21 protein-coding genes and 5 pseudogenes are annotated in these 26,455 nt (G+C 60.4%); 12 read left to right on the top strand and 14 right to left on the bottom strand.

The window, feature by feature from the left end:
• Positions 1–22: 22 nt before the first annotated feature.
• Both repB and repC read left to right on the top strand, forming a co-directional pair.
• Positions 23–1,075 carry a plasmid partitioning protein RepB gene (gene repB, locus RWJ89_RS22790; RefSeq protein ID WP_131665580.1) on the top strand — a complete coding sequence of 351 codons (1,053 nt, stop codon included), beginning with the start codon at positions 23–25 and terminating at the stop codon, positions 1,073–1,075.
• A 149-nt stretch (positions 1,076–1,224) separates the two neighbouring features.
• A complete protein-coding gene (repC, locus tag RWJ89_RS22785) occupies positions 1,225–2,517 on the top strand; it encodes a plasmid replication protein RepC (protein WP_131665581.1) in 1,293 nt (430 codons plus the stop codon).
• Between the two features lie 48 nt (positions 2,518–2,565).
• Here repC and RWJ89_RS22780 read toward each other — a convergent pair whose 3' ends face one another.
• From RWJ89_RS22780 to RWJ89_RS22755, 6 genes are all read right to left on the bottom strand, one after another.
• Complete coding sequence (locus RWJ89_RS22780; protein WP_131665582.1) at positions 2,566–3,741, bottom strand: glycerate kinase family protein; 1,176 nt, start codon at positions 3,739–3,741, stop codon at positions 2,566–2,568.
• Positions 3,742–3,886: 145 nt separating this feature from the next.
• Positions 3,887–5,305, bottom strand: coding sequence for an SLC13 family permease (locus RWJ89_RS22775; RefSeq protein ID WP_131665583.1), 1,419 nt, complete (start codon positions 5,303–5,305; stop codon positions 3,887–3,889).
• A 92-nt stretch (positions 5,306–5,397) separates the two neighbouring features.
• Positions 5,398–5,757, bottom strand: a complete 360-nt coding sequence (locus tag RWJ89_RS22770; RefSeq protein ID WP_085994509.1) for a hypothetical protein — start codon at positions 5,755–5,757, stop codon at positions 5,398–5,400.
• Positions 5,758–5,933: 176 nt separating this feature from the next.
• A complete protein-coding gene (locus tag RWJ89_RS22765) occupies positions 5,934–6,650 on the bottom strand; it encodes a DUF6065 family protein (RefSeq protein WP_168271126.1) in 717 nt (238 codons plus the stop codon).
• Positions 6,651–6,722: 72 nt separating this feature from the next.
• Positions 6,723–7,454 (bottom strand): anti-sigma factor family protein, encoded by a 732-nt coding sequence (locus tag RWJ89_RS22760; protein WP_131665586.1) that lies wholly within the window; start codon positions 7,452–7,454, stop codon positions 6,723–6,725.
• Positions 7,451–7,993: an RNA polymerase sigma factor gene (locus RWJ89_RS22755; RefSeq protein ID WP_168282830.1), complete on the bottom strand. Its 543-nt coding sequence runs from the start codon at positions 7,991–7,993 to the stop codon at positions 7,451–7,453. Before RWJ89_RS22755 ends, RWJ89_RS22760 begins: the two co-directional genes overlap by 4 nt.
• 119 nt (positions 7,994–8,112) lie before the next feature.
• On the opposite strand from RWJ89_RS22755, the gene RWJ89_RS22750 reads away from it, so the two are divergent.
• Positions 8,113–9,531: a S8 family serine peptidase gene (locus RWJ89_RS22750; protein WP_260692921.1), complete on the top strand. Its 1,419-nt coding sequence runs from the start codon at positions 8,113–8,115 to the stop codon at positions 9,529–9,531.
• A 243-nt stretch (positions 9,532–9,774) separates the two neighbouring features.
• On the opposite strand, the pseudogene RWJ89_RS22745 reads toward RWJ89_RS22750, so the two are convergent.
• Positions 9,775–10,173: pseudogene (locus RWJ89_RS22745) on the bottom strand (IS66 family transposase); the annotation flags it as partial.
• Between the two features lie 171 nt (positions 10,174–10,344).
• Here RWJ89_RS22745 and RWJ89_RS22740 point away from each other — a divergent pair.
• Both RWJ89_RS22740 and RWJ89_RS22735 read left to right on the top strand, forming a co-directional pair.
• Positions 10,345–11,049, top strand: coding sequence for a carbonic anhydrase (locus tag RWJ89_RS22740; RefSeq protein ID WP_131665590.1), 705 nt, complete (start codon positions 10,345–10,347; stop codon positions 11,047–11,049).
• A gap of 4 nt (positions 11,050–11,053) precedes the next feature.
• Positions 11,054–12,583 (top strand): SulP family inorganic anion transporter, encoded by a 1,530-nt coding sequence (locus RWJ89_RS22735; protein ID WP_168282834.1) that lies wholly within the window; start codon positions 11,054–11,056, stop codon positions 12,581–12,583.
• A 288-nt stretch (positions 12,584–12,871) separates the two neighbouring features.
• On the opposite strand, the pseudogene RWJ89_RS22730 reads toward RWJ89_RS22735, so the two are convergent.
• Positions 12,872–13,396, bottom strand: a pseudogene (locus RWJ89_RS22730) (IS630 family transposase); the annotation flags it as partial.
• A 2-nt stretch (positions 13,397–13,398) separates the two neighbouring features.
• Positions 13,399–13,838: pseudogene (locus RWJ89_RS22725) on the bottom strand (tyrosine-type recombinase/integrase); the annotation flags it as partial.
• A gap of 280 nt (positions 13,839–14,118) precedes the next feature.
• Here RWJ89_RS22725 and RWJ89_RS22720 point away from each other — a divergent pair.
• Together RWJ89_RS22720 and RWJ89_RS22715 are read left to right on the top strand one after the other, a co-directional pair.
• Positions 14,119–14,685, top strand: coding sequence for a sugar transferase (locus RWJ89_RS22720; protein WP_131665650.1), 567 nt, complete (start codon positions 14,119–14,121; stop codon positions 14,683–14,685).
• Positions 14,686–14,809: 124 nt separating this feature from the next.
• Positions 14,810–16,825: a polysaccharide biosynthesis protein gene (locus RWJ89_RS22715; protein ID WP_131665592.1), complete on the top strand. Its 2,016-nt coding sequence runs from the start codon at positions 14,810–14,812 to the stop codon at positions 16,823–16,825.
• A gap of 28 nt (positions 16,826–16,853) precedes the next feature.
• Here the strand turns inward: RWJ89_RS22715 and RWJ89_RS22710 are convergent, their stop codons facing one another.
• The 3 genes from RWJ89_RS22710 to RWJ89_RS22700 all read right to left on the bottom strand — a co-directional run bounded on the left by RWJ89_RS22710 (position 16,854) and on the right by RWJ89_RS22700 (position 19,171).
• A complete protein-coding gene (locus tag RWJ89_RS22710) occupies positions 16,854–18,128 on the bottom strand; it encodes an O-antigen ligase family protein (protein ID WP_131665593.1) in 1,275 nt (424 codons plus the stop codon).
• 333 nt (positions 18,129–18,461) lie between these two features.
• Positions 18,462–18,713, bottom strand: a complete 252-nt coding sequence (locus tag RWJ89_RS22705) for a hypothetical protein (protein WP_025398493.1) — start codon at positions 18,711–18,713, stop codon at positions 18,462–18,464.
• Positions 18,714–18,766: 53 nt separating this feature from the next.
• Positions 18,767–19,171: a DUF2934 domain-containing protein gene (locus RWJ89_RS22700; RefSeq protein WP_025398492.1), complete on the bottom strand. Its 405-nt coding sequence runs from the start codon at positions 19,169–19,171 to the stop codon at positions 18,767–18,769.
• Between the two features lie 271 nt (positions 19,172–19,442).
• Between RWJ89_RS22700 and RWJ89_RS22695 the strand changes: the two genes are divergently transcribed.
• The 3 genes and pseudogenes from RWJ89_RS22695 to RWJ89_RS22685 all read left to right on the top strand — a co-directional run.
• On the top strand, positions 19,443–20,165 hold the full coding sequence (locus RWJ89_RS22695; protein ID WP_316031474.1) for a GntR family transcriptional regulator: 723 nt from the start codon (positions 19,443–19,445) through the stop codon (positions 20,163–20,165).
• Positions 20,166–20,209: 44 nt separating this feature from the next.
• Entirely contained in the window at positions 20,210–21,397 is a 1,188-nt protein-coding gene (gene uxuA / locus RWJ89_RS22690; protein ID WP_221946813.1) for a mannonate dehydratase, read from the top strand.
• A gap of 137 nt (positions 21,398–21,534) precedes the next feature.
• Positions 21,535–22,578, top strand: a pseudogene (locus RWJ89_RS22685) (MFS transporter); the annotation flags it as partial.
• A gap of 47 nt (positions 22,579–22,625) precedes the next feature.
• On the opposite strand, the gene RWJ89_RS22680 reads toward RWJ89_RS22685, so the two are convergent.
• The gene (locus RWJ89_RS22680; RefSeq protein ID WP_316031473.1) at positions 22,626–23,495 is read right to left on the bottom strand and encodes an aldose 1-epimerase family protein; all 870 of its coding nucleotides are present in this window, start codon (positions 23,493–23,495) and stop codon (positions 22,626–22,628) included.
• A gap of 104 nt (positions 23,496–23,599) precedes the next feature.
• Positions 23,600–23,800: pseudogene (locus tag RWJ89_RS22675) on the bottom strand (DUF6665 family protein); the annotation flags it as partial.
• 132 nt (positions 23,801–23,932) lie between these two features.
• Between RWJ89_RS22675 and abc-f the strand changes: the two are divergent.
• Both abc-f and RWJ89_RS22665 read left to right on the top strand, forming a co-directional pair.
• Positions 23,933–25,555, top strand: a complete 1,623-nt coding sequence (abc-f, locus tag RWJ89_RS22670) for a ribosomal protection-like ABC-F family protein (protein WP_221946811.1) — start codon at positions 23,933–23,935, stop codon at positions 25,553–25,555.
• Positions 25,556–25,811: 256 nt separating this feature from the next.
• Positions 25,812–26,402, top strand: a complete 591-nt coding sequence (locus tag RWJ89_RS22665; protein WP_316031472.1) for a hypothetical protein — start codon at positions 25,812–25,814, stop codon at positions 26,400–26,402.
• The last annotated feature ends 53 nt before the right edge of the window (positions 26,403–26,455 follow it).

Here is a 26,455-nt window from a genome sequence, read left to right as displayed (position 1 = left end):
AACTGGGACGAGGAGCTGGCTGATGGCGCGTAAGAATCTCCTTTCGGGTCTGATGGACGATTCCAAGAAGTTTACTGCGGTAAACAATGAGGACGAACCGCTCCACAGGGACGAGAAGCAGCAGATCACCTATAAGGGGATCGGCGCTCTCGGCGCCGTGACGCGCAGTATCGATGCGCTGGCTGCCAAGGCCGATGCGGCCAAAGCGATCGAGGAAAAGCTGGCGACCGGTGAGACGGTGATTGATCTCGACCCTGCCCTGATCGAAGATTCCTTCGTGACGGACCGGCTGGCGCATACCGACGAACAGTTTCGCGAATTGGTCGAGGCGATCCGGCTGCGCGGTCAGGATTCACCGATCCTCGTCCGGCCGCATCCTGAGAAGGACGGCCGATATCAGATCGCCTTCGGCCACCGTCGCGCGCGGGCCGCCAAGGAACTCGGCCGACCTGTCCGGGCCGTGGTCAAGAAACTCGACGACCGCGACCATGTCATTGCGCAGGGCCAGGAGAATTCGGCACGCGCCGATCTCTCCTTCATCGAGAGGACCATGTTTGCCGACAAGCTCGACACGTTGGGCTTCGACAGGGAAACGATCATGTCCGCGCTCAGCGCCGACAAGACGACGGTTTCCAAGATGCTGTCCGTCACCAAGCGGATCCCAGCCGAAGTCCTGACCGCGATCGGTGCGGCCAAGACCACCGGCCGTGATCGGTGGCACGATCTGTCAGTGAAATTCGAAACCGAAAACATTGGCGCACGAGCGATCGAGTTCACCAGATCGGGGGAATTCGGGACGGCGGAGCCGGATGCCCGCTTCGATATGCTGGTTGCCTTCATCAGCAGGAGGCAACAACAGGCCTCATCCATAGCGGCGATTCAGCCCGCCGCCCACGCCTGGCAGCGCAAGGACGGCGCGGTCAAGGCGAAGATCAAGGATGACGGGAAACAGTTCACCATCGCGCTGAAGGCGGAGAAGGCGTCTGCCTTTGGAGCCTACATCGCCAGCAATCTGGATCGTCTCTACGAGGCGTTCGAGAAGACGCAGGATTTGACCAAGAACGGAGATCAATAAGCAAAAGAAAAGGCCCCCGAACGTTGCCGTCGCGGAAGCCCTCTCTGATCTAGACACCCAGAGAATCACATTTCCGCGAATCATAGTCAAGAGTCTTTGGCACCGAATTTGGTGAGCCGCGATCTTTTGCCTTGAAGAAGGCGAAGAAAATGGAAAGCGGACATGTGACGACGCCCTTCGGGCGGCGGCCGATGACGCTTGGCATGTTAGCAAGCCAGGCGGCTGCTCGAGAAATCGAACCCGGCCAATCTATCGACAAGTGGAAACTCTATCGTGCCCTGTGCGAGGCCAAGCCGCTGCTCGGCATCACCGACCGGGCGCTCGCTATCCTGAACGCCATGCTGAGCTTTTATCCCAAGGGAGAGCTCTCTGAGGAAAACGGGCTCGTGGTGTTCCCTTCCAATGCACAGCTCTCGCTACGTGCGCATGGAATGGCGGAGCAGACGATCCGTCGCCACCTGGCGGCCCTGATCGAGGCCGGGCTGCTGATCCGCAAGGACAGCCCGAACGGCAAGCGCTACGCCCGCAAGGAGCATGGCGGGGAGATTCGCGAGGCATTCGGTTTTTCGCTGGCGCCGCTGCTGGTGCGCGCTGAGGAAATCGAGCGGTTGGCGGCGGAGGTGGTTGCTGAGCGGTTGCACCTGCAGCGGCTCAGAGAACGCCTGACGCTTTGCCGGCGCGATGTCGCCAAGCTCATCGAGATGGCATTGGAGGAGGGCGCCGCGGGCGATTGGAGCCGGATTCATCTGCATTTTCGTGAGATCGTCGAGCGGCTGCCAAGGTCGCCTTCCGCCGAACAGGTCGCAGCCGCCCTCGACGAATTGGAGCTGCTGCGCGAAGAAATCATCAATCAGTTGGAAATGCAGGTTAAAACTCAAAATCAAAGCGGCAATGCCCAACATTATGAGCGGCACATACAGAATTCAAATCCACAATCCATCACTGAACTTGAACCAGCTTCCGAAAAGAAGCAGGGCGCAACGGCGGACGATCGATCGGCGGGTCGAGCCGAACCGGCAGTCCGAATACAGAAAGATGAAGAGAGGAACGGGCGTGTGCCGGCCGCAAGTTCTGCCCCCGCTGCCAACGCCGCGCTCAAATCCTTCCCGCTGGGGCTGGTGCTGCAGGCCTGCCCGGAAATCGCAGCCTATGGACCGCAAGGCTCGGTCGGCACATGGCGCGAGCTGATGGCCGCGGCTGTGGTAGTTCGCTCGATGCTCGGCGTCAGCCCATCGGCCTATGAGCAGGCCTGCGAGATCATGGGACCTGAAAATGCGGCCACCGTCATGGCCTGCGTTCTCGAAAGGGCAGGGCACATCAACTCCGCCGGTGGTTACCTGCGCGACCTGACGCGACGCGCCGAGAAAGGGGAATTCGCCATCGGACCGATGTTGATGGCCCTTGCCCGCAGCAATTCGCCGATGAGAGCGAAGACGGGATGAAATGGTGCTTGCAGAAGCTAACTTTGTCCCCTTTACCCTTGCTCAAGGTCATGCAACCTGGCGCCATCGTGCTCCAAGCTTCATGCCCACCATGACCATGCGGACTGCATCCTCTGCCGCTCGGGAGAGTAGTTTCGGGGCGCTGAAGATGGCGTCTTCCAGCGAGCAGGGCCTGCTCAGTATCGACGCAAAGGCATCAATGCCATGCTCGAAATTAAGGCGTACGCCTTTGCCGATGGTGCCGGCGAGTGCGATGACGGGCACTCCGGCAATTTTTGCCCGTGCAGCCACTTCGGCAGGCACCTTTCCATATGGGGTTTGCCCGTCAAGGCTGCCCTCCGCGGTGATGACCAAATCAGCCTGTGCGATAAACCGGTCGAGCTCCAGATACTGCATGACGATGTCGTAACGCGGATGCAATCTGCCGCCGAGGAGGCCGAGTATCGCGGCACCAAGTCCGCCGGAGGCGCCGGATCCGGGCGCCATGCCGACATCGATGCCCGTCGTGCACCGAATCGCCGTGGCATACGTCTCCATGGCGGCAGCGAGCAGCTCCACCTGCATCGGCGTTGCGCCCTTCTGCGGCCCGAAAATGCGTGCAACACCGCGTTCACCGAGGAGGACATTGTGCCAGTTGACGGCAGCATCGATGCGCACGCCTTCAAGACGAGGATCTCGGCCGCTCATATCAATGGCGGCGAGGCGGGAAAGAGCTGCGCCGCCGTGGGGCAGGCGATTGCCTTCTTGGTCCAGGAGACGGATGCCGAGCGCTTCGGCCATGCCGGCGCCGCCATCGTTGATGCCGCTATCGCCACAGCCGAGAAGGACGCGGCGTGCACCTCGGTCGAGCGCGGCACGCACCAGTTCGCCAACGCCATAACTCGTCGTCACGCAGGGATTGCGCTGGTCGCGCGGTACGAGGCTGAGCCCGGCGGCCGCAGCCATCTCGATGACGGCGGTCGGCTCGTCGCTGCCGCCGAGGAACCCGAAATGCGCCTCGACTGGGTCGTTGACCGGGCCGCTCACCGTCAGCTGGTGAAGCGTACCGCCGGTCGCCTTGACGAGCGCCTTGGTGAAACCCTCGCCGCCATCGACCATTGGCGTTTTGATGACGGTAAGGCCGGGAAAGGCGCGCAGAACGCCACTTTCGATGCAATCCGCTGCCTGATCTGCTGACAGACTTTCCTTGAAACCGGAGGGCGCGACGAGAACCGTGAACGACATGGGATGTTCCTTTCTACTATGACAATGATGTGACAGGGGAGGAACGGGGCAGCCCCGTGGTTATTCCAGCAGTATGAAAATAAATTAGCCGACTAAATAAAAAGACCGCACGCTGCGGTCTTTCCCTTTTGTCTATCTGTACTGTTCAGTACAGAGGCAGGCCCTGCAGCGGCCAGACGAGCGTGGCGAAGACGACCAGCAGCACCACGAAGGGCACGATCAGCCAACCGGCGAGCCGGAACAGGTCGGCCTGTCCGAAGGGGGGCGGATCCATCGCGCCGAATAGCGCTACCGGTTTGGCGGAGACCATCAGCGTTTGGCAAAAGCCGCTCGCCAACGTAACGACCATGACGAGATTGAGCGGGTCAACACCGAGGGCTGCGACCGGCAGGGCAAGCGCAGGTATGAGAACGGTCGCCCGCGCCGTGCGCGAGGTGATGACGAGGTGGGAAAGCGTCGCGACCACGGCAGCGAAAAAGACCAGGAGTGCGGGCGATGCCGCGATGCTGTTTCCGGCAAGGTCGACCATCCGCTCGGCCAGCACTTTCGCGGTGCCGGTCTCCAACAGCGCCTCGCCGATGACGAGCGTGCCGGCGAGGAAGAGCAGGAGGTTCCATTCCACGCTCTTGAGCGCCGCCTTCAGCGGTAGGCCAGAGACCTTTTGGTTCGCCAACAGCAGGGCAGTGGCGATGCCGATGAGCGGCATGCCGATGCCGTGCATGGGCTGCGCTGCGAAGAGCAGGATCATCGCGCCGGTCACGGCGAGCACGGTCCATTGCTGGTGTGTCAAAGGGGTCGGGGCCTCGTCGGCGTTGCGCTCGGCGATCACTATCGCCCGCTCCTCGCGGGTCAGAAAAAGACGCAGCAGCACGGCGCAGGCGAGCAGCGAGCATAGCAGCGAAAAGGGTGCGGCAAGCGCGATCCAGCCCAGGAAATCGGGCCCTTGCTCCTGCAGGCGCTCCATCATCCCGGCCGCGACGAGGTGGGCACCGGCACCGATCAGCGAAGCGCCGGCGGAGAGCAGGATGACCGAGGGAAAGAGCAGCGCGAGCGCCCGGTTGACCCGTGTATTGTCGATCGCGGCTGCGAGACCAAGATAGACCGGTGCCAGCATGGCGGCGCGCGCCGAAGTCGAGGGGATGATGAAGGCGGTGGCGAAGATCAAGAACGTCAGCGCCCAGAACAAGCCTTGCACGGTGGCGAAGCGGGCGAGCAGCCAACGGATAATTTGTTCGATTACGCCGACCTGACGCAGCACGCCGGCCACAACGAAGGCCGCCAGCATCAGCCAAACAATATCATTGCCGAGCGAGCGGTAAAGCACATCCTCGTCAATCGCGCCGACGACCGGCAGAAGAGCGGCGGCGGCGAGCGCCACGGGCGTGTCCGGCAGGTCAAGGATGGTCCAGGCGGTGATCGTTGCGACGAAGACGGCGAGTGTCAGCCGCATCCTCAGGGTGAGGTCGTCGATCGCCAGGAAGATCAGCATGGCGCTGAAGGCGAGCACGATCGCTGCGACGATCTGCTTGACGCGGGCAAGCGGCACGGTGCGCTCGGTTGCCATAGAGGGTTCCCCACGCCGGTTGGCGTGGGGGTCCAGAGGGGCGATTGCATATAGGGCCACGATCGCCCTCCTTTCGGGTTTCAGACTGAACCTCAATCGTCGTCGGAGGACGAATTTGACGAGGAATTGGAGGAAGAATTCGAGTTCGAATTGCTCGAAGAGTTGGATGAACTGTTCGAGTTGGAGTTGCTCGACGAGTTGGAGCTGCTGTTTGAGCTCGAATTCGAATTGGAATTCCGGGAGGAGTTCGACGAACTGTTGGAATTGCGGTTCGAGCTCCAGCTGCTGCGCCGGTCATCGTCCCGGTCGCGGTTATAGCGGGCGTGGCTCGCCTTGTTGCTTTGCGTCATCTTCTGCAAAAGGCGTGTGACCGGGTCATCGGCGAGGGCGGGCGCGGGTGCCGCGGCACCGACCACCAGGAACGCGCTCAGGATTGCGATGAACTTCTTCATGACGTTTCTCCTTTGAGTGACAACCTCCTTGGCTGCGAGGGAGAAACGGCGGTGGGCGATGTTTATTCCTCAAAAAACGAAATATTTTCAATAGGATAATTTGAATCTGCCACACACGCGGAAGCACCGCCGCTGCGATGGGCAGCGACGGCAAACCGGAAAATATGTCTCAAAAACTATCGCTGCGCGCGGGCGAAGCGGCGGTACCAGCCGTCCGATGCGAGTGTCTTGCGCAGGATCGTCTTGCGAACGGTGCCTTCCTCCGGGTTTTCGGTGCGGATGTCGGCGTCGAGGTCGGATGCGTCGCGGCGGAATGGAATGACCTGGACAATCGGTGTACCGCGCTCCAGCACATGCAGGCCGTCCTCACCGGTGGCGAAGAATGGGAAATGGATTTCCGACTGGTAGGTGTCGGTATCCACGACCCCGGCAACGACCTCGAAGACGCCGTTCGGTCGATTGAGCGGCGGCACGAACAGGCAGCTCCAGCCGGGCGGCGTGCGGATGGTCCAATAATTGTGGAACTTGCACGGCGGCAGCGGCTCGCGCGGATTGCCAGCGACCTGATGGCTGGCATGGTTGCTGATGAGCGTGCGGTCGAAATCCCAACCGCAATCGACCGTTTTGCCATCGTCGGAGATTTCCATGCGTACGCTTGCCGCCAGCCCGATCACCCAGCCCGTCGCCATCGCGTCGAGGAAGGGCATGCAACGCTTCACGGTCAAGCCGCTGTTGTTGGATGAGACATGTGCCTCATCGACGGCAGGCAGCCTGCGGAACCAGTCGGGCAGCGCCGTCTTGGCGCGCACGGGAGCGGGGATAACCCCCTCGTCCTCCTTGCGGCAGAGAAATGTCAATCGGGGCTGCGGTTTATTCAGAAAGGCCATTGTCATCGCTGTTCTCCCATCAATCGATGCGGGGAAGAACGGCGCCCGGAAAGACTTATTCCTGATGATCGCAAATATTCATTCAGGGGCCAGAACCTTTCGCTCTTCCTCAGGCGAAAGTGGTGCCCCCGCCTGGATCGAGGCCAGATAGGCGTCGATCGTCTCCTGTGACGAGGCAGGTACGTATCCGTCGGCTTTCGCAGATGTTAGTGCGAGCCGCGTCGCCCAGGCGCCGTTCTGCCGGCAAGCAACGGTGAGCGTGCTGCTTTTCGGCTGCTTCAGCTCATATTCGCGGCAGAGTTCGCCGCGTTCGTCGCGGAATGAGGCGACGACATGCAGCACCGTTTCCGGGAAAGGCAGCGTCACGTCCCGACCAGACACCTCGCGGTCGAGGACAGCAGCGATCTCTGCGCCGGAATTCGATGCAGACGGGTTTATGCGGCCCAGCGCAAAACCGACAATGCCGGTCACGATCGCCACAAGACTTGCCGCCACCGGCACGAGCCAGCGCCGCATCGTCTGCTGCTGTTGTTTTGGACGGAAGGAAACGACGTTATCCTGCGGCGTTTGGCGCCGTGCCTCATCCGCCATCCTGCGGACCGAAGCAAGCAACGCCTCAGGCACCGGCTCGTCGATCAGGGGTTTCAGCGCATCACCCACCAACCGGCGGCTGTCGAGGAAAACGGCGAGGCGTTCGCAGAGCGCCTCGTTGTCAGCAAGCGCCTCTTCCAGCGCGCGGCTTTGCGTCTCGTCCAGTTCGCCATCGGCAAATGCCATCAATGTTTCATCGTCAAAATCTTTCCTGCTCATAGAACGCCGCCTTTCGTATCGGGCGAACGGCTCTCGCCAAAACTTATTCCCGTCAGTTCCATCAGATTTTTCCGTGCGCGGGCAAGCCTGCTCATCACCGTGCCGATCGGGATAGCGAGAACCTCGGCGGCATCGCGGTAACTGAACTCCTCAACGCAGACAAGCACCAGCACTTCCCGCTGTTCGGCCGGCAGCTTTTGGAGGGCGGCGGTCACTTCGAGCAGATCCATGCGCGCAAGCGATGCAGCCTCGCCGGACGGAATCGACACATCGCGCGCATCCTCCAGATCGCCTTTGGGGCCAGCCGTTTTCTGGCGGCGCAGGTGGTCGATCCACAAATTGCGCAGAATGCGGAACATCCAGGCATCGAACCGGCTGCCGGGTACAAAGCTGTCGGCTGCCAGGATAGCGCGCTCACAGGCCATCTGCACAAGGTCGTCTGCCAATTCCCGGGAACGGCACAGCGAGATCGCAAAACGCCTGAGGTTCGGCAGGAAGGCAACCAGCCGTTCGGGTACTGTCTGCGTGTCGTTGGTCATTCCGCTTTTTCGCACGCGAGGGAATAAGCTGTCGAGTCAAACGTATTCTCGGGATAGTTTGATCGAAAGTGGCTTCTCGATCTGAGAAGCCAATCGGAAACTGCCGCAGGAGACCGACCATGCTGCTTACCGTCAAGATTAAGTCATTGCGCCTCCTCGCTGCTGCAACTATCGGCGGGGTACTTACTGTTCTGCCCCTGCCGTCGGGTGACGCCGGGTTCACCATTCCCGCTGCGCTTGCCGATGACGATGATGGAGATGACGATGACGGCGGCAGTGGTGGTGGCGACGATAACGGCCGCGGTGGAGACCGCGACAATCCCGCATACCATCGGGGCGGAGGCGGCTTCCATGATCTACGCTCGCTCTTTCGCTGGCCATCCCGCGAGCGTCGTATACCCATGCGCCGCCCAGCCCCAACGCCGGAACAGGCGCCTAACGAGCTCGTCGCGATTGGTCTTGAAGAAGAGGCGATTGCCGGATTGACCCAGGAGGGCTTTGCCGTTGATGATCGCATCCAGGTTTCGCTCATCGGCGGCGAAATGGTGAGGCTCATCGTGCCGGCGGGCATGACGCTCGATTCGGCGCGCGCTGCCGTCGTGGCCCGCAGTGCGACGGCCGTGGTCGATCTCAACCATTTCTACCAGCCGCAATCGGAGAACAAGGCAGGCTGCTCGGGGGAGGGGTGCGCACTCGTCCGCGAGATCGTCGGGTGGCCGACCGGTGAGGTCAGCCGATGCGCCAAGCCGCCCCGCATCGGTCTCATCGACACGGCGATCAATATCGATCATATGACCCTGACGAATACGCGGTTGGAGGTCATTCGCCTCAGCGAAGGGGAGGCGACAAAATCGGGGGCGCAGCATGGTACTGCCGTTGCTGCCCTTTTGATCGGTGCATCGGACAGCCGCGTCCCCGGCCTCCTGCCTGGGGCGGAACTCATCGCCGTCGATGCCTTTCAGCGACCCGGAAAATCTGCGGATATCGCCAACATTTACGACCTCGTGCGGGCGCTGGATATGCTCGTTCAGCGCGACGTCAAGGTCGTCAACCTGAGCTTGACCGGCCCGGCGAACGCGGTGCTCGAAAAATCCGTGAAAGCGGCGACCGAAAGCGGGATGATCCTGGTGGCCGCCGCCGGCAATGATGGCCCGAACGCAAAGCCTGTTTACCCTGCGGCCTATGACGACGTGATTGCCGTGACGGCAGTTGACAGGGGGCGCAACCCTTATCGCCGAGCCGTGCGTGGCGATTATATTGACATTGCCGCTCCTGGCGTGGGGGTCTGGACTGCGGCGTCCATCTCCGGCGCCCGACAAAAAACCGGCACATCCTTCGCTGCGCCCTTCATCACGGCGGCGGTCTCGGTGCTGATCGCTGGCGATCCTGATATGTCGCTTGAAAGTCTGGAGGCAAAGATAAGGCAATTTACCGACGACATTGGGAAGCCAGGGAAAGACCCGGTGTTCGGTTGGGGGCTTCTAAACGCAAGCAGGCTTTGTGAAAGCAGCAGCGACACTAAGCCATCGGCGTTATAACGCCGGTTGCCCGCTTCACGGTCTTTTGATACGAACAATTATGGTTAACAGAGTGTAACGGAAATAAAGGCCGAAATAGTTTCTGGTTGGCAGCTTCCCGCTTTCGGATCAGGAGGTTAGGGCCGCGAAAATTTCGAGAGACGGAAGAGCCCCGCGGTAAGCGGGGCTGATGTGGTGGCCGTGCCGACACAATCAGCATGTCTGACGCAGAGCAGGGTGCTCGTGCGCAAGGGTCGAGGGCGTTCAGGCGCGTGCAGCAACCAGGGAGGCGAGGGGCGCAATAAGATGATCCTCGTCACCGATCCCCAGCCGATCGTCGAGGTAGTGCCAGAACGACAGGCCGAGCTTTTGGCAGGTCTTCATCAGGCCGAGCATGCTGTCGCGCGCCTGCCGACCGTTGCGACTGACCGTGCCGCCGGAGATCTTTCGCTTGATGACAAATCCGCGCAGATCTCTTTCCGACGCATTGGTATGGAGCGGGGTTTCAGGCCGCTCCAGAACCCGCAACCGTTCGGCCTTGCGGCGTCTCAGCCGAAACAGCAGATTGTCGAGATCGTCATAACCGGTGCGGATGGAAAAAATCCGATCGAACCTGGCCTGAAGGCCCTGGGCGGCACGAGGGTCAGGTCTTCGCCGATAGGATAATCAGCCGGATCACTTCTCGTTCAAAAAATGTTGCGATGCAAAATCCGGAGAGCCTCTTTTATCGGGTTCTCGCCACCCCTTATTGTGCGCGTGCGAACAGATCGCTTCTGCAACCCGCCGGATGAGAGATTTCCCGCTCCGACGTCCGGCCAGAAAGAGGATCCGAATATGGGTGATCTCCTGAAAGGTATCTCCAGTTTTCGCGGCGCCGTATTCCCGACCCATTCGGCGCTTTACCGCAAACTCGCTCGCGAAGGTCAGCAGCCCCATGCCCTGATGATATCTTGCGCCGACAGCCGCGTGATGCCGGAAACGATAACGCAGTCCGGCCCCGGCGATCTCTTCGTCTGCCGCAATGCAGGCAATATCGTTCCCCCCTTCTCGACCCTCAATGGTGGGGTCTCTTCCGCGATCGAATACGCCATTCTGGCGCTCGGCGTCAGTGACATTGTCGTCTGCGGTCACTCTGATTGCGGAGCGATGAAAGGGCTGTGCCATCCGGAAATGCTTGAGCCGATGCCCAATGTCGCAGCCTGGCTGCGCCACAGCCACGCCGCCTATTCGGTCGTATGCCAGGCCTATCCCGACGACCTTTCCGACACTGAGCGTGTGCGTGCAGTAGCGATGGAAAATGTTGTCGTACAGATTGACCACCTGAAGACCCATCCATCAGTGGCGGCAAAGCTCGCAACCAACGAAATCACACTCCACGGCTGGTTCTTCGACATCGAGACGGGTGAGGTCCAGGTCTATGACGGAGCATTGGCAGCATTTACCGAGGTGAGGGAGAATGAGCCGCTGCCAGTCGCTGTTACGGGGCGTGATCGCCCGCATGTCATGCCGCGCGTCGCGGCTGCGCTCGCCGGAGAATAGTGCCATGATAAACAACGGCTCTACCTTGTCGCGCGACCTCGCTTCTTCTGTGGTCGTTTTTCTTGTCGCCATTCCACTTTGCCTGGGAATTGCGATCGCCTCAGGAGTGCCCGCAGCCATGGGCCTGATCTCCGGTATTGTCGGCGGCTTGGCCGTCGGCCTTCTCGCTGGCTCACCTCTTCAGGTCTCCGGGCCTGCCGCCGGTCTTGCCGTGATCGTCTTCGGCTTCGTCGAACAGCATGGCATTGCCATGCTCGGTCCTGTGCTGCTCGTTGTCGGACTTCTGCAGATCGTGGCGGGTTTCCTGAGAATCGGCTCCTGGTTCAGAGCGATTTCTCCGGCGGTGGTTCATGGGATGCTGGCCGGCATCGGCATTTTGATCATCCTGGGACAGATCCATGTTCTCATGGGTGCCAAGCCCGCAGCAGGTGGCATAGAGAACGTCACCGCCATCGACGAGAGTGTCAGACGGTTAACGGGCACCAATGTCACCAACGAGGCCGTCGCACTGTTGGTCGGCCTTATCGCTCTTCTTGCGATGGTGTGTTGGGAGAAATTCCGCCCGAAATCACTGTCGCTGGTCCCGGGAGCTCTTGTCGGTGTTGCTGCCGCTACGATCTTGACAACCACGCTTGAACTCCCGATCGCCCGCGTGGACGTGCCCGCCTCTCTAGTTGACAGCATATCCTTTCCGACGGCGGGGAATTTCGCCCAGCTTGTGCAGCCGGGCATTATTTTAATGACGTTGATGATTGCCGTCATTGCAAGCGCCGAAACGCTTCTTTCCGCGGCCGCCGTCGACCGAATGCACGATGGAGAACGTACCCGCTTCAACAAGGAACTATTCGCCCAAGGCGTCGGTAACGGCCTTTGTGGATTGCTCGGGGCCTTGCCGATCACGGGTGTCATTGTTCGATCATCGGCCAATATCCAGGCTGGAGCTCGCACGCGCACCTCGGCAATATTACATGGCGTTTGGATCCTGGCGTTGGTGGTGCTTTTACCGGGCGTGTTGGGAATGGTGCCGTTGACGGCGCTTGCCGCCGTCCTGCTCGTCACTGGCTGGAGGCTGATCAGTCTCCACCATGTGCGTCACTTGTTCGAGCACCATGGTCTCGTACCGGTCGGAATCTGGGCAGTGACGGTGGCCATGGTCGTCCTGCAGGATTTGCTGGTCGGCGTGGCGCTCGGTCTTGCGTTGTCGATTCTGGAAATTCTCCCCTATCTGCGCCGAAAGCTTGTGATCAGGCATGCTGAGATCGACGACGAAATTCATGTCCGTTTGCGCGGAGCGGTCACCTGCAAAGACGTGCCGGCGCTACTCAGCACATTCGAAGGGCTACCCGACGGCCGCAAAGTCAATATCATCGGCAAACACCTGTTTTACATGGATCACACCAGCGCTGAGACGATTAGCGAATGGCTGCGGCGCGAGACGAAATCTGGCCGAATCGTCGAGATCCACCCGCCCCGGGCCGCCCGTCATCCCCGCCTCAAGCCGCTGTTCGACCGATTCTCAGCCGAAGCCGCCTGAACCTGCGAGGAGGGCAGCTCCACTGCTCTCCCGCCGCTCATCCCTAAATGCAGACGTCGTCAGCCGGACGAATGGTCGGAGGGTAACTGGATGGTTGCAACCGGCGCTGTACATTCTTCTGCGGATACCAGACAGCGGCATCCGATTTGTTCGGTGCTAGACAACCTCTGCGAGCTGTCGGTTCAGTTCCTCCTGACGCATTTTTCCTGCCGCCAGCGCATTTCCGAGTTCGGCCGCAGGTACCGTGTCCATGACTGCATTCGCAAGCGCTAGGGCCTTTAGAGCGTTTCAGGTTTTGACGGAAGCGTATCCTGTATTGGCGAAGTAGTTGCTGCATTCGCTGGGCTCGATGGTTGTGACGAGGTGTCCGATGTGGCGCCAGGTGGATGGTTCGCTTCTGAGCCAGGCGCATCCAGTGCTTGATTTTGGCGAAAGCCTGTTCGATCGGATTGAGGTCGGGGAGTATGGCGGCAAGTACCAGAGCCGAGCACCAGCGTTGCGGATCATCTGACGGATGGCGACCGACTTGTGGGAGCCGAGATTATCCATCACGACGATGTCGCCGGGTTTGAGCACCGGTAGGAGTTGCTGCTCGACATAGGCGCGAAAGCACTCACCGTTGATCGGTCCATCGAAGACACAGGGTGCGGTAGGCCGATCGCAGCGCAACGCGCCGAGGAAAGTCAGGGTGCGCCAATGTCCGTGCGGGGCGAAGCTGCGCAGGCGTTTGCCCTTCGACCCCCAGCCTCGAAGCGGCGCCATGTTGGTCTTGATCCAGGTTTCATCGATGAAGACCAGCCGTCTTGGATCGAGGCAATGTCGCGAACCTTGAGATGGACAGCTTCCGAGGCGCGCAGCCCCGCCGCATAAGCTGTCGTCAGTGCGGTGCGGGTCCTCAGGCTCGGAACCACTTCCAGAAACCGCACGATGTCGTCGCCGTTTAGGATCGTCGGAAGCTTGGCGGGTGTCCGGGCATAGGCAATGCGCTCCGGTATCTCGCCATGACCAAGCGTGATGCCAAAGAAGAACCGCGGGGCACAAACTGTCTGGTTCAAGGCCGGCCATGATAGGCCCGATGAGACCAGATGCACCTGAAACGCGCCACGTCTTCCAGTCCAAGACGGTCTGGCGATCGCCCGAAATAGCGCGAGAACTTCGTCACCGCATGCAAATACGATCGTTGCGTCGCTGGCGAAAGATTGCGGATCGTCATGTCATCGATCATGCGCCGGCGCAGCGGGCTTATCTCTGTCATCGTCATCTCCTGTTCTGAAAGTTGGGCAAACAACCCAATCCTTCAAATCAGAAGCGCATCATGCAAATCCCGAGCTCCAAATGCCGCGCAAGCGGCTTCGTTCAATCCGCCGTGCCACCAGATCTGCTCCAATTACTGCCCTGCAGGGATGATCGACCAAGCCGATCCATGGAAAAAACACTACATCCCTGCAGTTGACGCGAAACGCTTTTTGACGATACGGCAACGCGATAGCGCGAATGGCGGATGGCCGGACGATAGGGCGGAAGAGCTGCGGAGCATGGGTTTGAAACGGGCGGTGGATTTTGTCTTGGCTTTGATTGCGGTGGCGATTCTGCTTGTTCCAATCCTTGTCGTCGCTCTTTGTGTTCGCCTGACCTCTCCGGGACCGATCCTCTATTGGTCAAAACGTGTCGGCCGTTTCAATCAGATCTTCCTGATGCCCAAATTTCGCAGCATGCGCGTCGACACACCGACAGTTGCCACGCATCTGCTCGAAAGTCCGGATCGGTTTCTGACACCCATCGGCTCGTTTCTCCGCAAATCCAGCCTCGACGAACTGCCGCAACTCTGGTGCATTCTCGAAGGGAAGATGAGTTTCGTCGGCCCGCGCCCGGCACTCTACAATCAGCATGATCTGATAGAGTTGCGGACGGCCCATGGTGTCGACAGGCTCCTGCCCGGACTGACGGGATGGGCGCAGATCAATGGCCGGGACGAATTGCCGATTCCGGAGAAGGTAAAATTCGATGTCGAATATCTCGAACGCCGCTCGTTCGGCTTCGACATAAGCATCCTGTTTATGACGGCCGAGAAGGTCATTCGCCGTAAGGGAATAAGGCATTAAGCTACCTACTTCTGATAGATAAAGCAGTGCGGGAGACCTTACTTTCCGATTATTTCAGTTGCGCTCGTTGCAGAAAATGACAAGAAGGTGGTTGTCTGATTGATCCGCGAGACGCTGGTAAGCAATGCCCGAAAATACCCCCACTGAGACGCCGCGCTCAGGATGGTTCTTAATGCCGATGCAAGCGCTCGTCGCCCCTCTGCTGGCGATGCCGCGGGTTGCCAAACGCGCTCTGGCCTTGCTGCTGGATTCCAGCTTTTGTGTTCTGACGATCTGGCTGGCTTATTGTTTCCGACTGAACGAATGGACGGTGCTGACAGGTGTGCAGTGGCTGCCGGTCTTCGTTTCACTGTGCATGGCCCTTCCCATCTTTATCGTCATGGGCATGTATCGGGCGATCTTCCGTTATGCCAATATGGCTGCTTTCATTACTGTTCTGAAGGCGATTGCGATCTACGGCGTCGCCTTCATGACGATATTTACAGCACTCAGCGTCCCCGGTGTTCCGAGAACCGTCGGCATCCTCCAGCCCTTCCTTCTGTTGATTGCGATCGGGCTGTCGAGGTTGAGTATCCGCTACTGGCTCGGGGATGCCTACCAGCGCATCCTTCACAAGAATATGCTCGCCAAGGTGCTGATCTATGGGGCAGGGACGGCCGGGCGGCAACTGGCCGGTGCCTTGATCAACAGTGCCGAACTCAATGTCGTCGGCTATCTGGATGATGATCCGCGTCTCAAGGGCGGCGTCATGGGTGGTTTGCCGATCTACGACCCCTCGGATCTTCCGGTACTTGCCGAATCTCTCGGCGTGCACAACGTGCTTCTTGCTCTTCCCTCCGCATCGCGGCAGCGTCGCAACGAAATCCTGGAGCACATCCGTAAAGCCAGGGTCAATGTTCGCACGTTGCCGGATCTCACTGCCCTGGCTCAGGGACGCATCGCCGTCTCCGACATCCGCGAGCTGGAAATCGAAGATCTGCTGGGAAGAGAAGCGGTCGCGCCGCGCCAGGAGCTACTCGACAAGTCGATGCGCAACAAGGTGGTGATGGTTACCGGCGCTGGCGGCTCGATCGGCGGCGAGTTATGCCGTCAGATATTGCGCACCGGGCCTTCCAGCCTGATCCTCATCGATCAGAATGAGTTTGCGCTTTATAATATCCATGCCGAATTGCAGAAGCTCGCCGAACTGTACAAGCATGAAAGTATGCAGATCGTTCCGATTCTGTGTTCCGTTCGCGATCAGGATCGCATGGAACATGTCATGCAGAGCTGGCGACCTCAGACGCTCTATCATGCAGCCGCTTACAAGCATGTTCCCCTTGTCGAACACAATGCCGTGGAAGGCATCAAGAACAATGTGATGGGTACGCTGGTCGCGGCACGCGCGGCGAATAAATGCGGCGTCTCGAATTTCGTGCTGATCAGCACAGACAAAGCCGTGCGTCCGACGAATGTGATGGGCGCCAGCAAAAGGCTGGCAGAGATGGTTCTGCAGGCGCTTGCGGCGGAATCGGCTATCGACAGAATGCGAACGAATTTCTCCATGGTCCGTTTCGGAAACGTCCTCGGCTCCTCCGGATCCGTCGTGCCGCTTTTCCGGCAGCAGATCAAGGAGGGCGGCCCGGTGACGCTGACACATCCTGATATAACCCGCTATTTCATGACCATTTCGGAGGCTTCTCAACTCGTCATACAGGCCGGCGCGATGGCGGAGGGCGGAGATGTCTTCCTGCTCGACATGGGAGAGCCGGTTCGCATCGCAGATCTCGCCCGCAAGATGGTGGAGCTTTCCGGGCTGGCCGTCCGCGACGAAGACAATCCCGAAGGCGATATCGAGCTATCCGTTACCGGTCTTCGGCCCGGCGAGAAGCTCTTTGAAGAACTGTTGATCGGGGACAACCCTGAAACAACCGAACATCCTCGGATTATGAAGGCGCGCGAGGATTTCCTGTCCTGGCCGGAGCTGTCGCGAAGGCTCAACACGCTCAACGCGGCATTGGACCGGAACGATATGATCGCTGCACGTGCGACATTGGCGGAGCTTGTTTCCGGCTATTCGTCAACGGGTGAGGTTTCTGATCTAGCATTCACCGGCGCCGAGCCAATACGGCTGCCTCAGACAATTCAAGGCACGCTGTAGGGTCTGCAGGCTCAAGGGGTACCGGACGTCAGCTCCGAACGACGGGTGCAAAGCCCGTGCTGCCGCGATCCGCACAAATAAGGGCAACCATGTAGGCGAAGATCGGATCCAAAGCTTTCTGATTGAACATGATGCCAAAGCTGCCTGTTATGACGTAGCTGCTGACGAGCAGAAGAGCGAGCGCAATCGCCAAATCCCGGCCCGGTCCCGGTTCTTTTCTCCACGCGCCGATCACGGGCGTCAGCAGCATCAGCGATAGCGCTGCAATGCCGAAAACGCCGGCGTCGATTCCCGCGGTCAGAAAGCCGTTATGGACATGCGAGTAAGGCAACTGCGGCCTTATATTATCGGGAAGCTCTGCCAAAACCGAACTCATCCGGTTCTGCGGGCCATAACCTGTCAACGGGTCCTTACTGATTGCTGATAGTGCGCCTTTGTACAAGGCGAACCGGGCACTCAGCGACGTGATCTCGCCGTCGGTGCGTTCGAGCGACGTCAGATTTTCCTGAAGCGCCTGGATGCGATGGAGGATCTGGCCGCTGCCCAGGGTGAGAAGTCCCACCAACAGCAGAGAGCTGGTAATAGCCAGGCTGCGCAAACTCAGATGGAAGCTGTGTTTGCGAAAATACCAGAGAAAGATGACGATATGGATGGGAATGACCAGCCAGGCCGAGCGCGTTCCGGAAAGCAGAACGCAGCCTAGACCCGCGGCATATCCCAATATCGCAATTCTTTGCTCCACGCTTCTGGGAGATTGAATGTTGAGAAGCGCAATGCCGCCGAACAGAATACCTATCACGCCGAGGAGTGCAGCGTTCGACGTTCCAGCCTCTGCTCTCTCCATCAGAAACATGATCTGCAGGAGACTGAAAAGAAAGGTGACAATCATGCCGATGCCTGCGCCGAGGATAAAGAGCGGCACTAGACGGCCATCGGGAGATTGGCGCATTCGCGGCAATATCAGCCAGATGGAAAAGAAAGGCAGGAGCCGGAATATCCAGTCCGGTACTTCGGAGTAAGGCGGATTGATGAAAATGCTGGCGATCATCACCAGCGGATAGATCGACATGAAAATGGCAACGAGCCGGTCGGATTTCGACAGGTTCAAGGCGAGGCTGCCTGTCGCCAGACAGTAGACGCCCCACACCATCGACGCGAGGAGGATGAAGGAGTTAAAGTTCGGCGAAAGCCCTGGAAGGATTGCAAAGAGAAAGACGGCAATGCGGTTGTTTCGGTCGAGTGCGCTTCCGGCCTCGTCCCCCGGATAAAGCACTGCCATCTTGAGTTGTCTAAAATAATTCACTTTGCCGGTCCTGACCGTGTCGATGCTGCCTCGCTAAGGATCGTCATCACAGCTGTCAAGCTGTGATAACGGTGCAATCTATGGCTTTATTCGACGTGGTATTCCGGCAACAGGCATCCGGACAGACGTAGTTCTTTTCGATGATGGGTGGCAAGTGCGTGCGACGGTAAGGCCAGCTTGAGCAGAAAACACGTCTGAGGTGCGAGCTTGATGTGACGGTGTAGCAAGCAGCCCGACGGGGCGCTCCGAGAAAAGAGAAGGCGGCGCCATCGGGATCGGCATGGCTAGTCGAAGAACCGATGCATGCGCCTCGTTGAAGTGACGCGGCTGCCGCTATCGCCAATATGGGCGTGTCGAACCTTCCGCCGACGATCGACCAAGGAGATAGCCAAGCCCGAATGCGACAATGCCGGTGGTGAGCAGCAATGCGCTTGCGGTATGCGGGTGCTCTCTGGCACCCAAGGCGACGGCATAAGCCTCACGTTTCATCTCTTTGGCTGCCGACTTCGCGACCTTGGTCAATCCCTCCGGCTGCTCAGCGGGCGTTCCGGTGAATCCGGCGTTCAAGTTCTGTTTGTCGGTCATGTCGGGCACCTTTCTGAATGGCAAGAGGTCTGAGATTGGCGCGAGGCGGAAGTTCAATCCTGCTCGCGTGTGCCGGGGGAGGCTTCGCGTTGATCGGCGTCCTCGAGATCGGTCTTGACGAGGAAGGCATCCGTATGTTCGCGCGAGGCCTCTCGCAATGCTGCGAGGTTTGGAGGATTGTCGGCTTCGCCCTGCTGCGCATCGAGTTCATGTTCGGCCAGGGTCCAGTGATGCCCGTGCTTGCCTTCCGGCCTGCCTTCTTTCTCCCACAGGGAATATGCCCTTCCTCGGATCTCCTCCTCGCGGCTGGCTGCCGGCGACCCGCCGCTCGGCCTGTCGATTTGGTTTGCGGCTCGCCGAACCATCTTCCGTCCGCCAGCGTCCGCGGCGGGTGGAGTTTTCGGCCGGCCGCCGTCAGTCGTATTTTCGTTTGTCTTGCGTGGTGCTGGCTTTTTCATGAGGGTCTCCTTGCGGATCTCAACCAACTTGGCCGATCTAAGTTCCAAACAAAGAGTGCCTCGGCGTAGAGATCAGCTTTTCATTTCCGCGAGGTCTATGCCGTTCACCCGCGCTTGCGCACTGTAATTGCCGTTCCATGTTTTTGCCTCGAGCCCGTGGCCCGCGGGTCGACTTGCTTCGCGAAGCGTCGAACCTTGAGCAGCGTCTCTTGGCACGGCGATAAAGCTGATATACTAGTATGCCACGGAGTTTCAGCGTCCCGGTATATCCATGCGGCAAGCATCAGAAACCGAAGTTTTGGTCGTCCCGACGTCGCGGGAGCCCGGGGGCAGGCTGCGCCGTATCACCACGGCCGGCGCCATCTACGATCGCCTTTATGCCGACATCGTGTCGCTGCGGATGCCGCCCGGCATGCTGCTGCAGGAAAAGCGGATCGCCGATGATTTCGGCGTCAGCCGCACGCCGGTACGCGAGGCGCTGCTCCGGCTTTCCGAAGGCGGACTGGTCGATATCTACCCGCAGTCGGGCACCGTCGTGTCGCGGGTGCCGGTCTCGGCGATCCCTGAGGCGGTCGTCGTGCGCAAGGCGCTCGAAGGCGCGACCGTCGAGGCTGCGGCTTTGACCGCGACGGCCGCCGATATCGCCCGTCTCGACGCCATCATAGCCCGGCAGCGGGCGCATGCCGCGACCGGCAATGCCTCGAGCTTCCATGAGGAGGACGAGGCCTTTCATGAGGCGATCGCGCAGATCTCAGGTTATCCCGGCATCTGGGCAATCCTGAAAACGGTTAAGGTGCAGATCGACCGGGCTCGGCGCCTGACTTTGCCGGCGCTTGGGCGCACGGATAATGTCGTGCAGGAACACATGATCATCCGCGATGCGCTCGCCGCCCATGATGCGGCGGTTGCACGCAGCGCGATGACCCATCATCTGAGTGCCGTCATTCCCGATGTCGACGAGTTGCACGCGCGTTACCCCGATTATTTCTGCTGACGGCAGACCAACACGAAACGAAAAGCGAGAGGGAAGGAAGAAGGATGCGACAGGGTTGGAGATGGTTCGGACCGGAAGCGCCGGTGACGCTAGATGATGTCCGCCAGACGGGCGCGACGAATATCGTCTCTTCATTGCATCAGGTGCCGATCGGGAGGGCCTGGACGGAGAAGGAAGTGCGCGAACGGCAGGCTCTGATCGAGACGACACCCGGCGACCGCTCGCCGCTCGTCTGGTCGGTGGTCGAGAGCATCCCGATCCCCGATGCCGTCAAGCGCAAGGGCGGGGAGGCGAAGGCCGAAATCGAGGCGTGGATCGCCAGTCTCGAAGCGGTCGCCGCCTGTGGTATTCCGATCGTCTGCTATAATTTCATGCCGGTGGTGGACTGGACCCGCACCGAACTCGATTTCGTGACGCCGACCGGCGCCACTGCCATGCGCTTCGACCACGAGCGTTTTGCAGCCTTCGATCTCTTCATTCTGGAACGGCCGGATGCGGCGCAGCACTATTCCAGCGAAGACCGTGAACGGGCGCGTATCGTCTTCGAGGCGATGACGGATGACGAGGTCGCCGACATCACCCGCATCATCACCTCGGCTCTGCCGGGGTCGACCACCGAACCTCTGACCATTCCGGCTTTCCGCGAAAAGCTCGTCGCCTATAGTGGCATCGATGCCGCAAGACTGCGCCGGCACCTGATCGAATTCCTGGAGGCGGTGACGCCGGCTGCCGAAGCCCGCGGCGTCAAGCTGACGCTGCATCCCGACGATCCGCCGCGTTCGCTGTTCGGCCTGCCGCGCATCGCCTCGACGGCGGACGACTATACCGCTCTCTTCGATGCGGTGCCGTCGGCGGCGAACGGTATGTGTTATTGCACCGGCAGCCTCGGCGTGCGCGCCGAAAACGACCTGCCGGCGATCGCCCGGCGTTTTGCTTCGCGCATCCACTTCGCCCATCTACGTGCCACGACGCGCGAGGGTGACGGCCGGACATTCCATGAAAGCGCGCATCTGGAAGGCGACGTCGACATGGTCGCCGTTCTCAGCGAACTGGTCGCCGAAGACCGCCACCGCAGTCCCGAAGACACCATCGTGTTCCGATCGGACCATGGCCATCGCATGCTCGACGACCTCGACAAGGTCGTCACACCAGGCTACCCGGCGATCGGGCGCATGCGCGGCCTCGCCGAACTGCGCGGCATCCTGCATGCGCTGGGCGCTCCGCCAAACTGAGGTGTTGTCTCTGGCCGAGGAGGGGGCAAGACGTTGCCACTTGTCTCTTCTCCCCAGCGGGGAGAAGTGCCGGAGCGATAGCGAGGCGATGAGGGGGGCTTCACGGCACACCGCTCAATATTGCCCTTCCGCTTGCGCTCAATGCCGTCCCGAGCGCCATCATGGCGGTCGCCCTTGCCCTGACGCTCGACAAGCAGCCGATGCAGCTCGGCCTTTTGAGGGAAGGCGACTGGGCGGGGATATTCACCATGGCCATTGGCCTGTCGGCACTGCAGACGGTGCTCGAGGAAGGCAATAAGGAGGACTGGTTCTCCTCGCCCTTCATCGTCAAGCTCAGTATCGTTGCCTTTGCCTTCCTCGTCGCCTTCATTTGGATCGAGCTCACGGTGAAGAAGCCGCTGGTCAAGCTCAGCCTGCTCAGGCAGCGCAATTTCGGCATCGGCGTTGCCGTCAACGTGCTGGTCGGCGTCGCCCTCTTCGGCACGGTCTACATCCTGCCGCAATATCTCGGCCAGGTGCAGCGCTACAATGCCGAGCAGATCGGCAACGTGCTGGCCTGGACCGGCCTGCCACAGCTGCTTTTGATCCCTCTCGTGCCGATGATGATGAAACGCTTCGATGCGCGGTATATCGGCTTCCTCGGCATCTCGATCTTCGCGATCAGCTGCTTCATGAACATCACGTTGTCCGCCGACACGGCAGGTGACCAGTTCTGGATCCCGAATATCGTCCGGGCCATCGGCCAGGCTCTCGTGCTGACGCCGATCACCGCCATCACCACCGCCGGCATTGCGCCTTCAGATGCGGCCGCCGCCTCGGGCCTGACCAACATGCTGCGCAATCTCGGCGGCGCTGTCGGCACGGCAACGCTCGGCACGGTGCTGACCAAACGCGAGCAGTTCCACTCGAACATCATCGGCCAGTCGGTAACGCTCGGCCGCGATGAAGTCCGCACCCGTCTCGACCAATTGACAGCCTATTTCGTCCAACATGGGGTCTCCGACCATACCGTCGCAGCCCAGAAGGCCGTCGTGGCGCTTGGCCAGGTCGTCAAACGCCAGGCCCTCATCCTCGGTTTTGCCGATACATTCGCCGTCATCGGCGTGGTTCTCGCCATTGCAGCCGTCGCCCTGCTGCTTACCCAAAAACCGCGGGCCGGCGGTGGCGCCGGCGCTCACTGAGACATCGGCGCTCGCCCGGCTTCCCGGCGAGCGCTTTCTGTCTGTCCCTATTCCGGAATTTTGACCGTGAAGGCGAAGCTCGCCACCGCACCCGGCGCCAGGATCGTGGTCGACGGCCTCGCCGACAGCTCGCTCGACCCTCCAGCTTCCGCAGCCGTTCCATGCCACGGCTCGATGCAGAGGAAGGGCGCACCCGGCTTAGTCCACAGCGCAAGGTTGGGCAGGTTTTCGAAATGGAACTGCATGGTCGGCCCGCCTTCGGCGCCGTAACTCAAGCTTTCGCCCGCACCATCAGGGAAAATCATCGCATCCTGCTCGAACATGGCATGATCGAGCACCAGCCGGCCGGCATCGAACGGCGAGGGTAGGGTCGCGGGGTTGATGAGACCGCCTTCCAGCCGCACAAGCGCCGGCTCGCCTTTATTGTCGAGCGTCACGATATGGTCGCGCCCGGAAGCACCTGGCAATGGCCAGGCGAAGGCCGAATGGAAGCCGAGACCGAAGGGCATCGGCTTATGGTCGCGATTGGTAACCTCGGCCGTGACGGTCAACGCGCGGCCCTCGACCGCATGCACCACGGCCAGCTGAAATTCGAACGGATAGACCGCCCGGGTCGCATCCGAGGCGGCCAGTTCGAACCGGCACATCGTCTCAGTGGAGGCCGCAAGCACGAATTCGCTGCGGCGGGCAAAGCCATGCTGGGCCATCGGATAGACCATGCCGTCGATCGCGATCTTGTCATCCGGCGCCTTGCCGACGATCGGAAACAGGATCGGCGACCGCCCGGTCCAGAAGGCTGCGTCGCCGGTCCATAACCACGAGCGTCCGTCGCTTGACCTCAGCGCCTGCATCTCGGCGCCGAGAGAGGAGACATCGACTGTGAGATCCTCATTCCCGATCCGGATGGAGATTGGCATCGCGTTTCCTTTCGCATTGGTGCGGCACCAAGCCATACCGTTCCGCACCGGGGATTTCCACCCAATAGAGAGGCTCGACGGCTGATGTGCCAGCCGACGCCGCGTCATTTTCGCATCGCGCCCAATCTCGCGATCACCTCGTTCGGGATGCCGTAGCGCTGAATGGCGTCGCGGTTGTTCCGCAAGCCGCAGATCTCGCGTTGGATGAAAAACGCCCAGACGGCGTCGGAGGCTTCGTTGACAAGTCTCTCGCGTTCTTCGGCGCTCTGGCGATCGGGAGCCCAGGCCTTCAGGGCGGCAAGGGATGTGGTTCGAAAACCGCTCAGGCTTTTCGGCATCATATTCTTGATCGAGAGGGTGGGAAACAGGGCTATCCTGCGGTTTCCCCGCATGGCATAAGCGCGCCAAAATCTCCTTCTCCAGGCGCCGCGTAAATCATGATCCGTATCGAAAATATCAGCAAGCAGCTCAGCCACCGCATCCTCTTCATCGAGGCTTCCGCAGCGCTCAACAGAGGCGAGAAGATCGGTCTCGTCGGCCCGAACGGCGCCGGCAAGACGACCGTTTTCCGGATGATCAACGGCGAGGAGCAGCCCGACGAGGGGCAGGTCTCCTGCGAGAAGGGCGTCACCATCGGCTATTTCAACCAGGACGTCGGCGAGATGGCCGGCCACAGCGCCGTCGCCGAGGTGATGAACGGCGCCGGGCCGGTCAGCATCGTTGCTGCGGAGTTGCGCGAGCTCGAAGCCGCCATGGCCGATCCCGAGCAGGCCGACGACATGGACAACATCATAGAGCGCTATGGCGAGGTGCAGGCGCGCTACGAGGAGCTGGACGGTTACGCGCTCGAGGGACGCGCCCGCGAAGTGCTCGCGGGCCTGAGCTTCAGCCAGGAGATGATGGACGGCGATGTCGGCGCGCTGTCGGGCGGCTGGAAGATGCGCGTGGCGCTTGCCCGCATTCTGCTGATGCGCCCCGATGTCATGCTGCTCGACGAGCCGAGCAACCATCTGGATCTGGAAAGCCTGATCTGGCTGGAAGAGTTCCTGAAGGGGTATGAGGGCGCGCTGCTGATGACCTCGCACGACCGCGAGTTCATGAACCGCATCGTCACCAAGATCATCGAGATCGACGGCGGCATGCTGACGGCCTATTCCGGCGACTACGAATTCTACGAGCAGCAGCGGGCGCAGAACGAGAAACAGCAGCAGGCCCAGTTCGAGCGCCAGCAGGCGATGCTCGCCAAGGAAATCAAGTTCATCGAGCGGTTCAAGGCGCGCGCCTCGCATGCCTCGCAGGTGCAGAGCCGCGTCAAGAAGCTGGAGAAGATCGACCGGGTAGAGCCGCCTAAGCGCCGCCAGTCGGTCGCCTTCGATTTCCAGCCTGCACCGCGCTCTGGCGAGGACGTAGTCAGCCTGAAGGGCGTCCACAAGAAATACGGCAGTCGAAGCATTTATGAAGGGCTGGATTTCATGGTGCGGCGCCGGGAACGCTGGTGCATCATGGGTATCAACGGCGCCGGGAAATCGACGCTGTTGAAATTGGTGACGGGCACGGCCGAGCCTGACGAAGGCAGCGTCGCTCTCGGCGCCAGCGTCAAGATGGGCTATTTCGCCCAGCACGCCATGGATATTCTCGACGGCGAGCACACCGTCTTCCAATCGTTGGAACACCGGTTTCCCCAGGCAGGGCAGGGGCCTTTGCGTGCGCTAGCCGGATGTTTCGGCTTCTCCGGCGACGATATCGAAAAGCGGTGTCGGGTGCTGTCAGGCGGTGAGAAGGCGCGGCTGGTCATGGCAATGATGCTGTTCGACCCGCCGAACCTGCTCGTGCTCGACGAGCCGACGAACCACCTCGACCTCGACACCAAGGAAATGCTGATCAAGGCGCTGTCGCAATATGAGGGTACGATGCTGTTCGTGTCGCACGACCGGCATTTCCTGGCTGCACTCTCCAACCGGGTGCTGGAGCTGACGCCCGACGGCATCCATCAATATGGCGGCGGCTATACCGAATATGTGGCGCGCACCGGTCAGGAGGCGCCCGGCCTGCGAAGCTGACGGTTATTTTGCCCGGCATGTCGAAACCGTCAGTGTCGAAACGACCAGTGAAGAGCCGGCTAGCGACATCGATTGGCCGCTCGGGGCAACGGAGGAGAAAACGCACCGCGGCCTTTGCGGATCCATCGGCCATGTTTGGGAAGTCGCGCAGGAATTGAGCTAGACGGCTGCCGCGCGTCTGAAATCGGCTCCAAATTTTAGGTGTTGCGACACGCGGTTCGATCGGTTGCGGACGGATTCGACGGTTGTCGCCACGATGATGACCAAATTCCGTGGTGTTCGGAGGCCTCTTCATGCAATCGGGGACGGGCGCATCGGCATGGACTGGATCAATCGTTATATCGATCAGCCGCTACTGCACGGCGCGGCGGGTTTGCTGCGGAGTTGGCATCTCCGCACGCGGCAACCGCCGGAGCTGCTGGAGCCGACGTGGAATCTCGTTGTGCTCTCCTTTCTCCTGATCGCGAGCGGGCAGGTCATGGCCGGCGAGACTTTCACGCTCGTTGTTGCCGCGCTGGTCATGCTGGCGCTGCCGTCCGCGCGAAAGCTGCTTTCGGCTGTGAAGGCAGGGCAAGGCAGTTACGGCGCCCGGGAGTACAAGTCGCTGAGAGCACGCGCCATCGCCAAACGTGAGGCAGAGTGGTCGGTGCGGATCATCGTCCTCTTCGCATCGGCCTGCCTTCCGTTCATCGCCCGCATCGACGATCCGGTGGGAGCCTGTTTCATGCTGGGAGCCAGCATCTGGTTCGTGCTGACCGGGCCGCTCAAGGCCTATCTCGACGCGGCCGAACCTCCCGAGCCGAATGAAGGCGACCGGATGTATAGCGGCGTCTTTCACGTCGGCTGAATGGAACTGCTGCGACGTTGCAGGCCCCGGCCATTAGGCAGATGGGAACCAAA

The sequence above is a fragment of the Rhizobium sp. 10PS4 genome, from assembly GCF_032464805.1.
Classification (GTDB): domain Bacteria; phylum Pseudomonadota; class Alphaproteobacteria; order Rhizobiales; family Rhizobiaceae; genus Rhizobium; species Rhizobium laguerreae.
The sequence above is the reverse complement of the archived record's forward strand: the minus strand, read 5'-3'. Positions and strand labels throughout refer to the sequence as shown.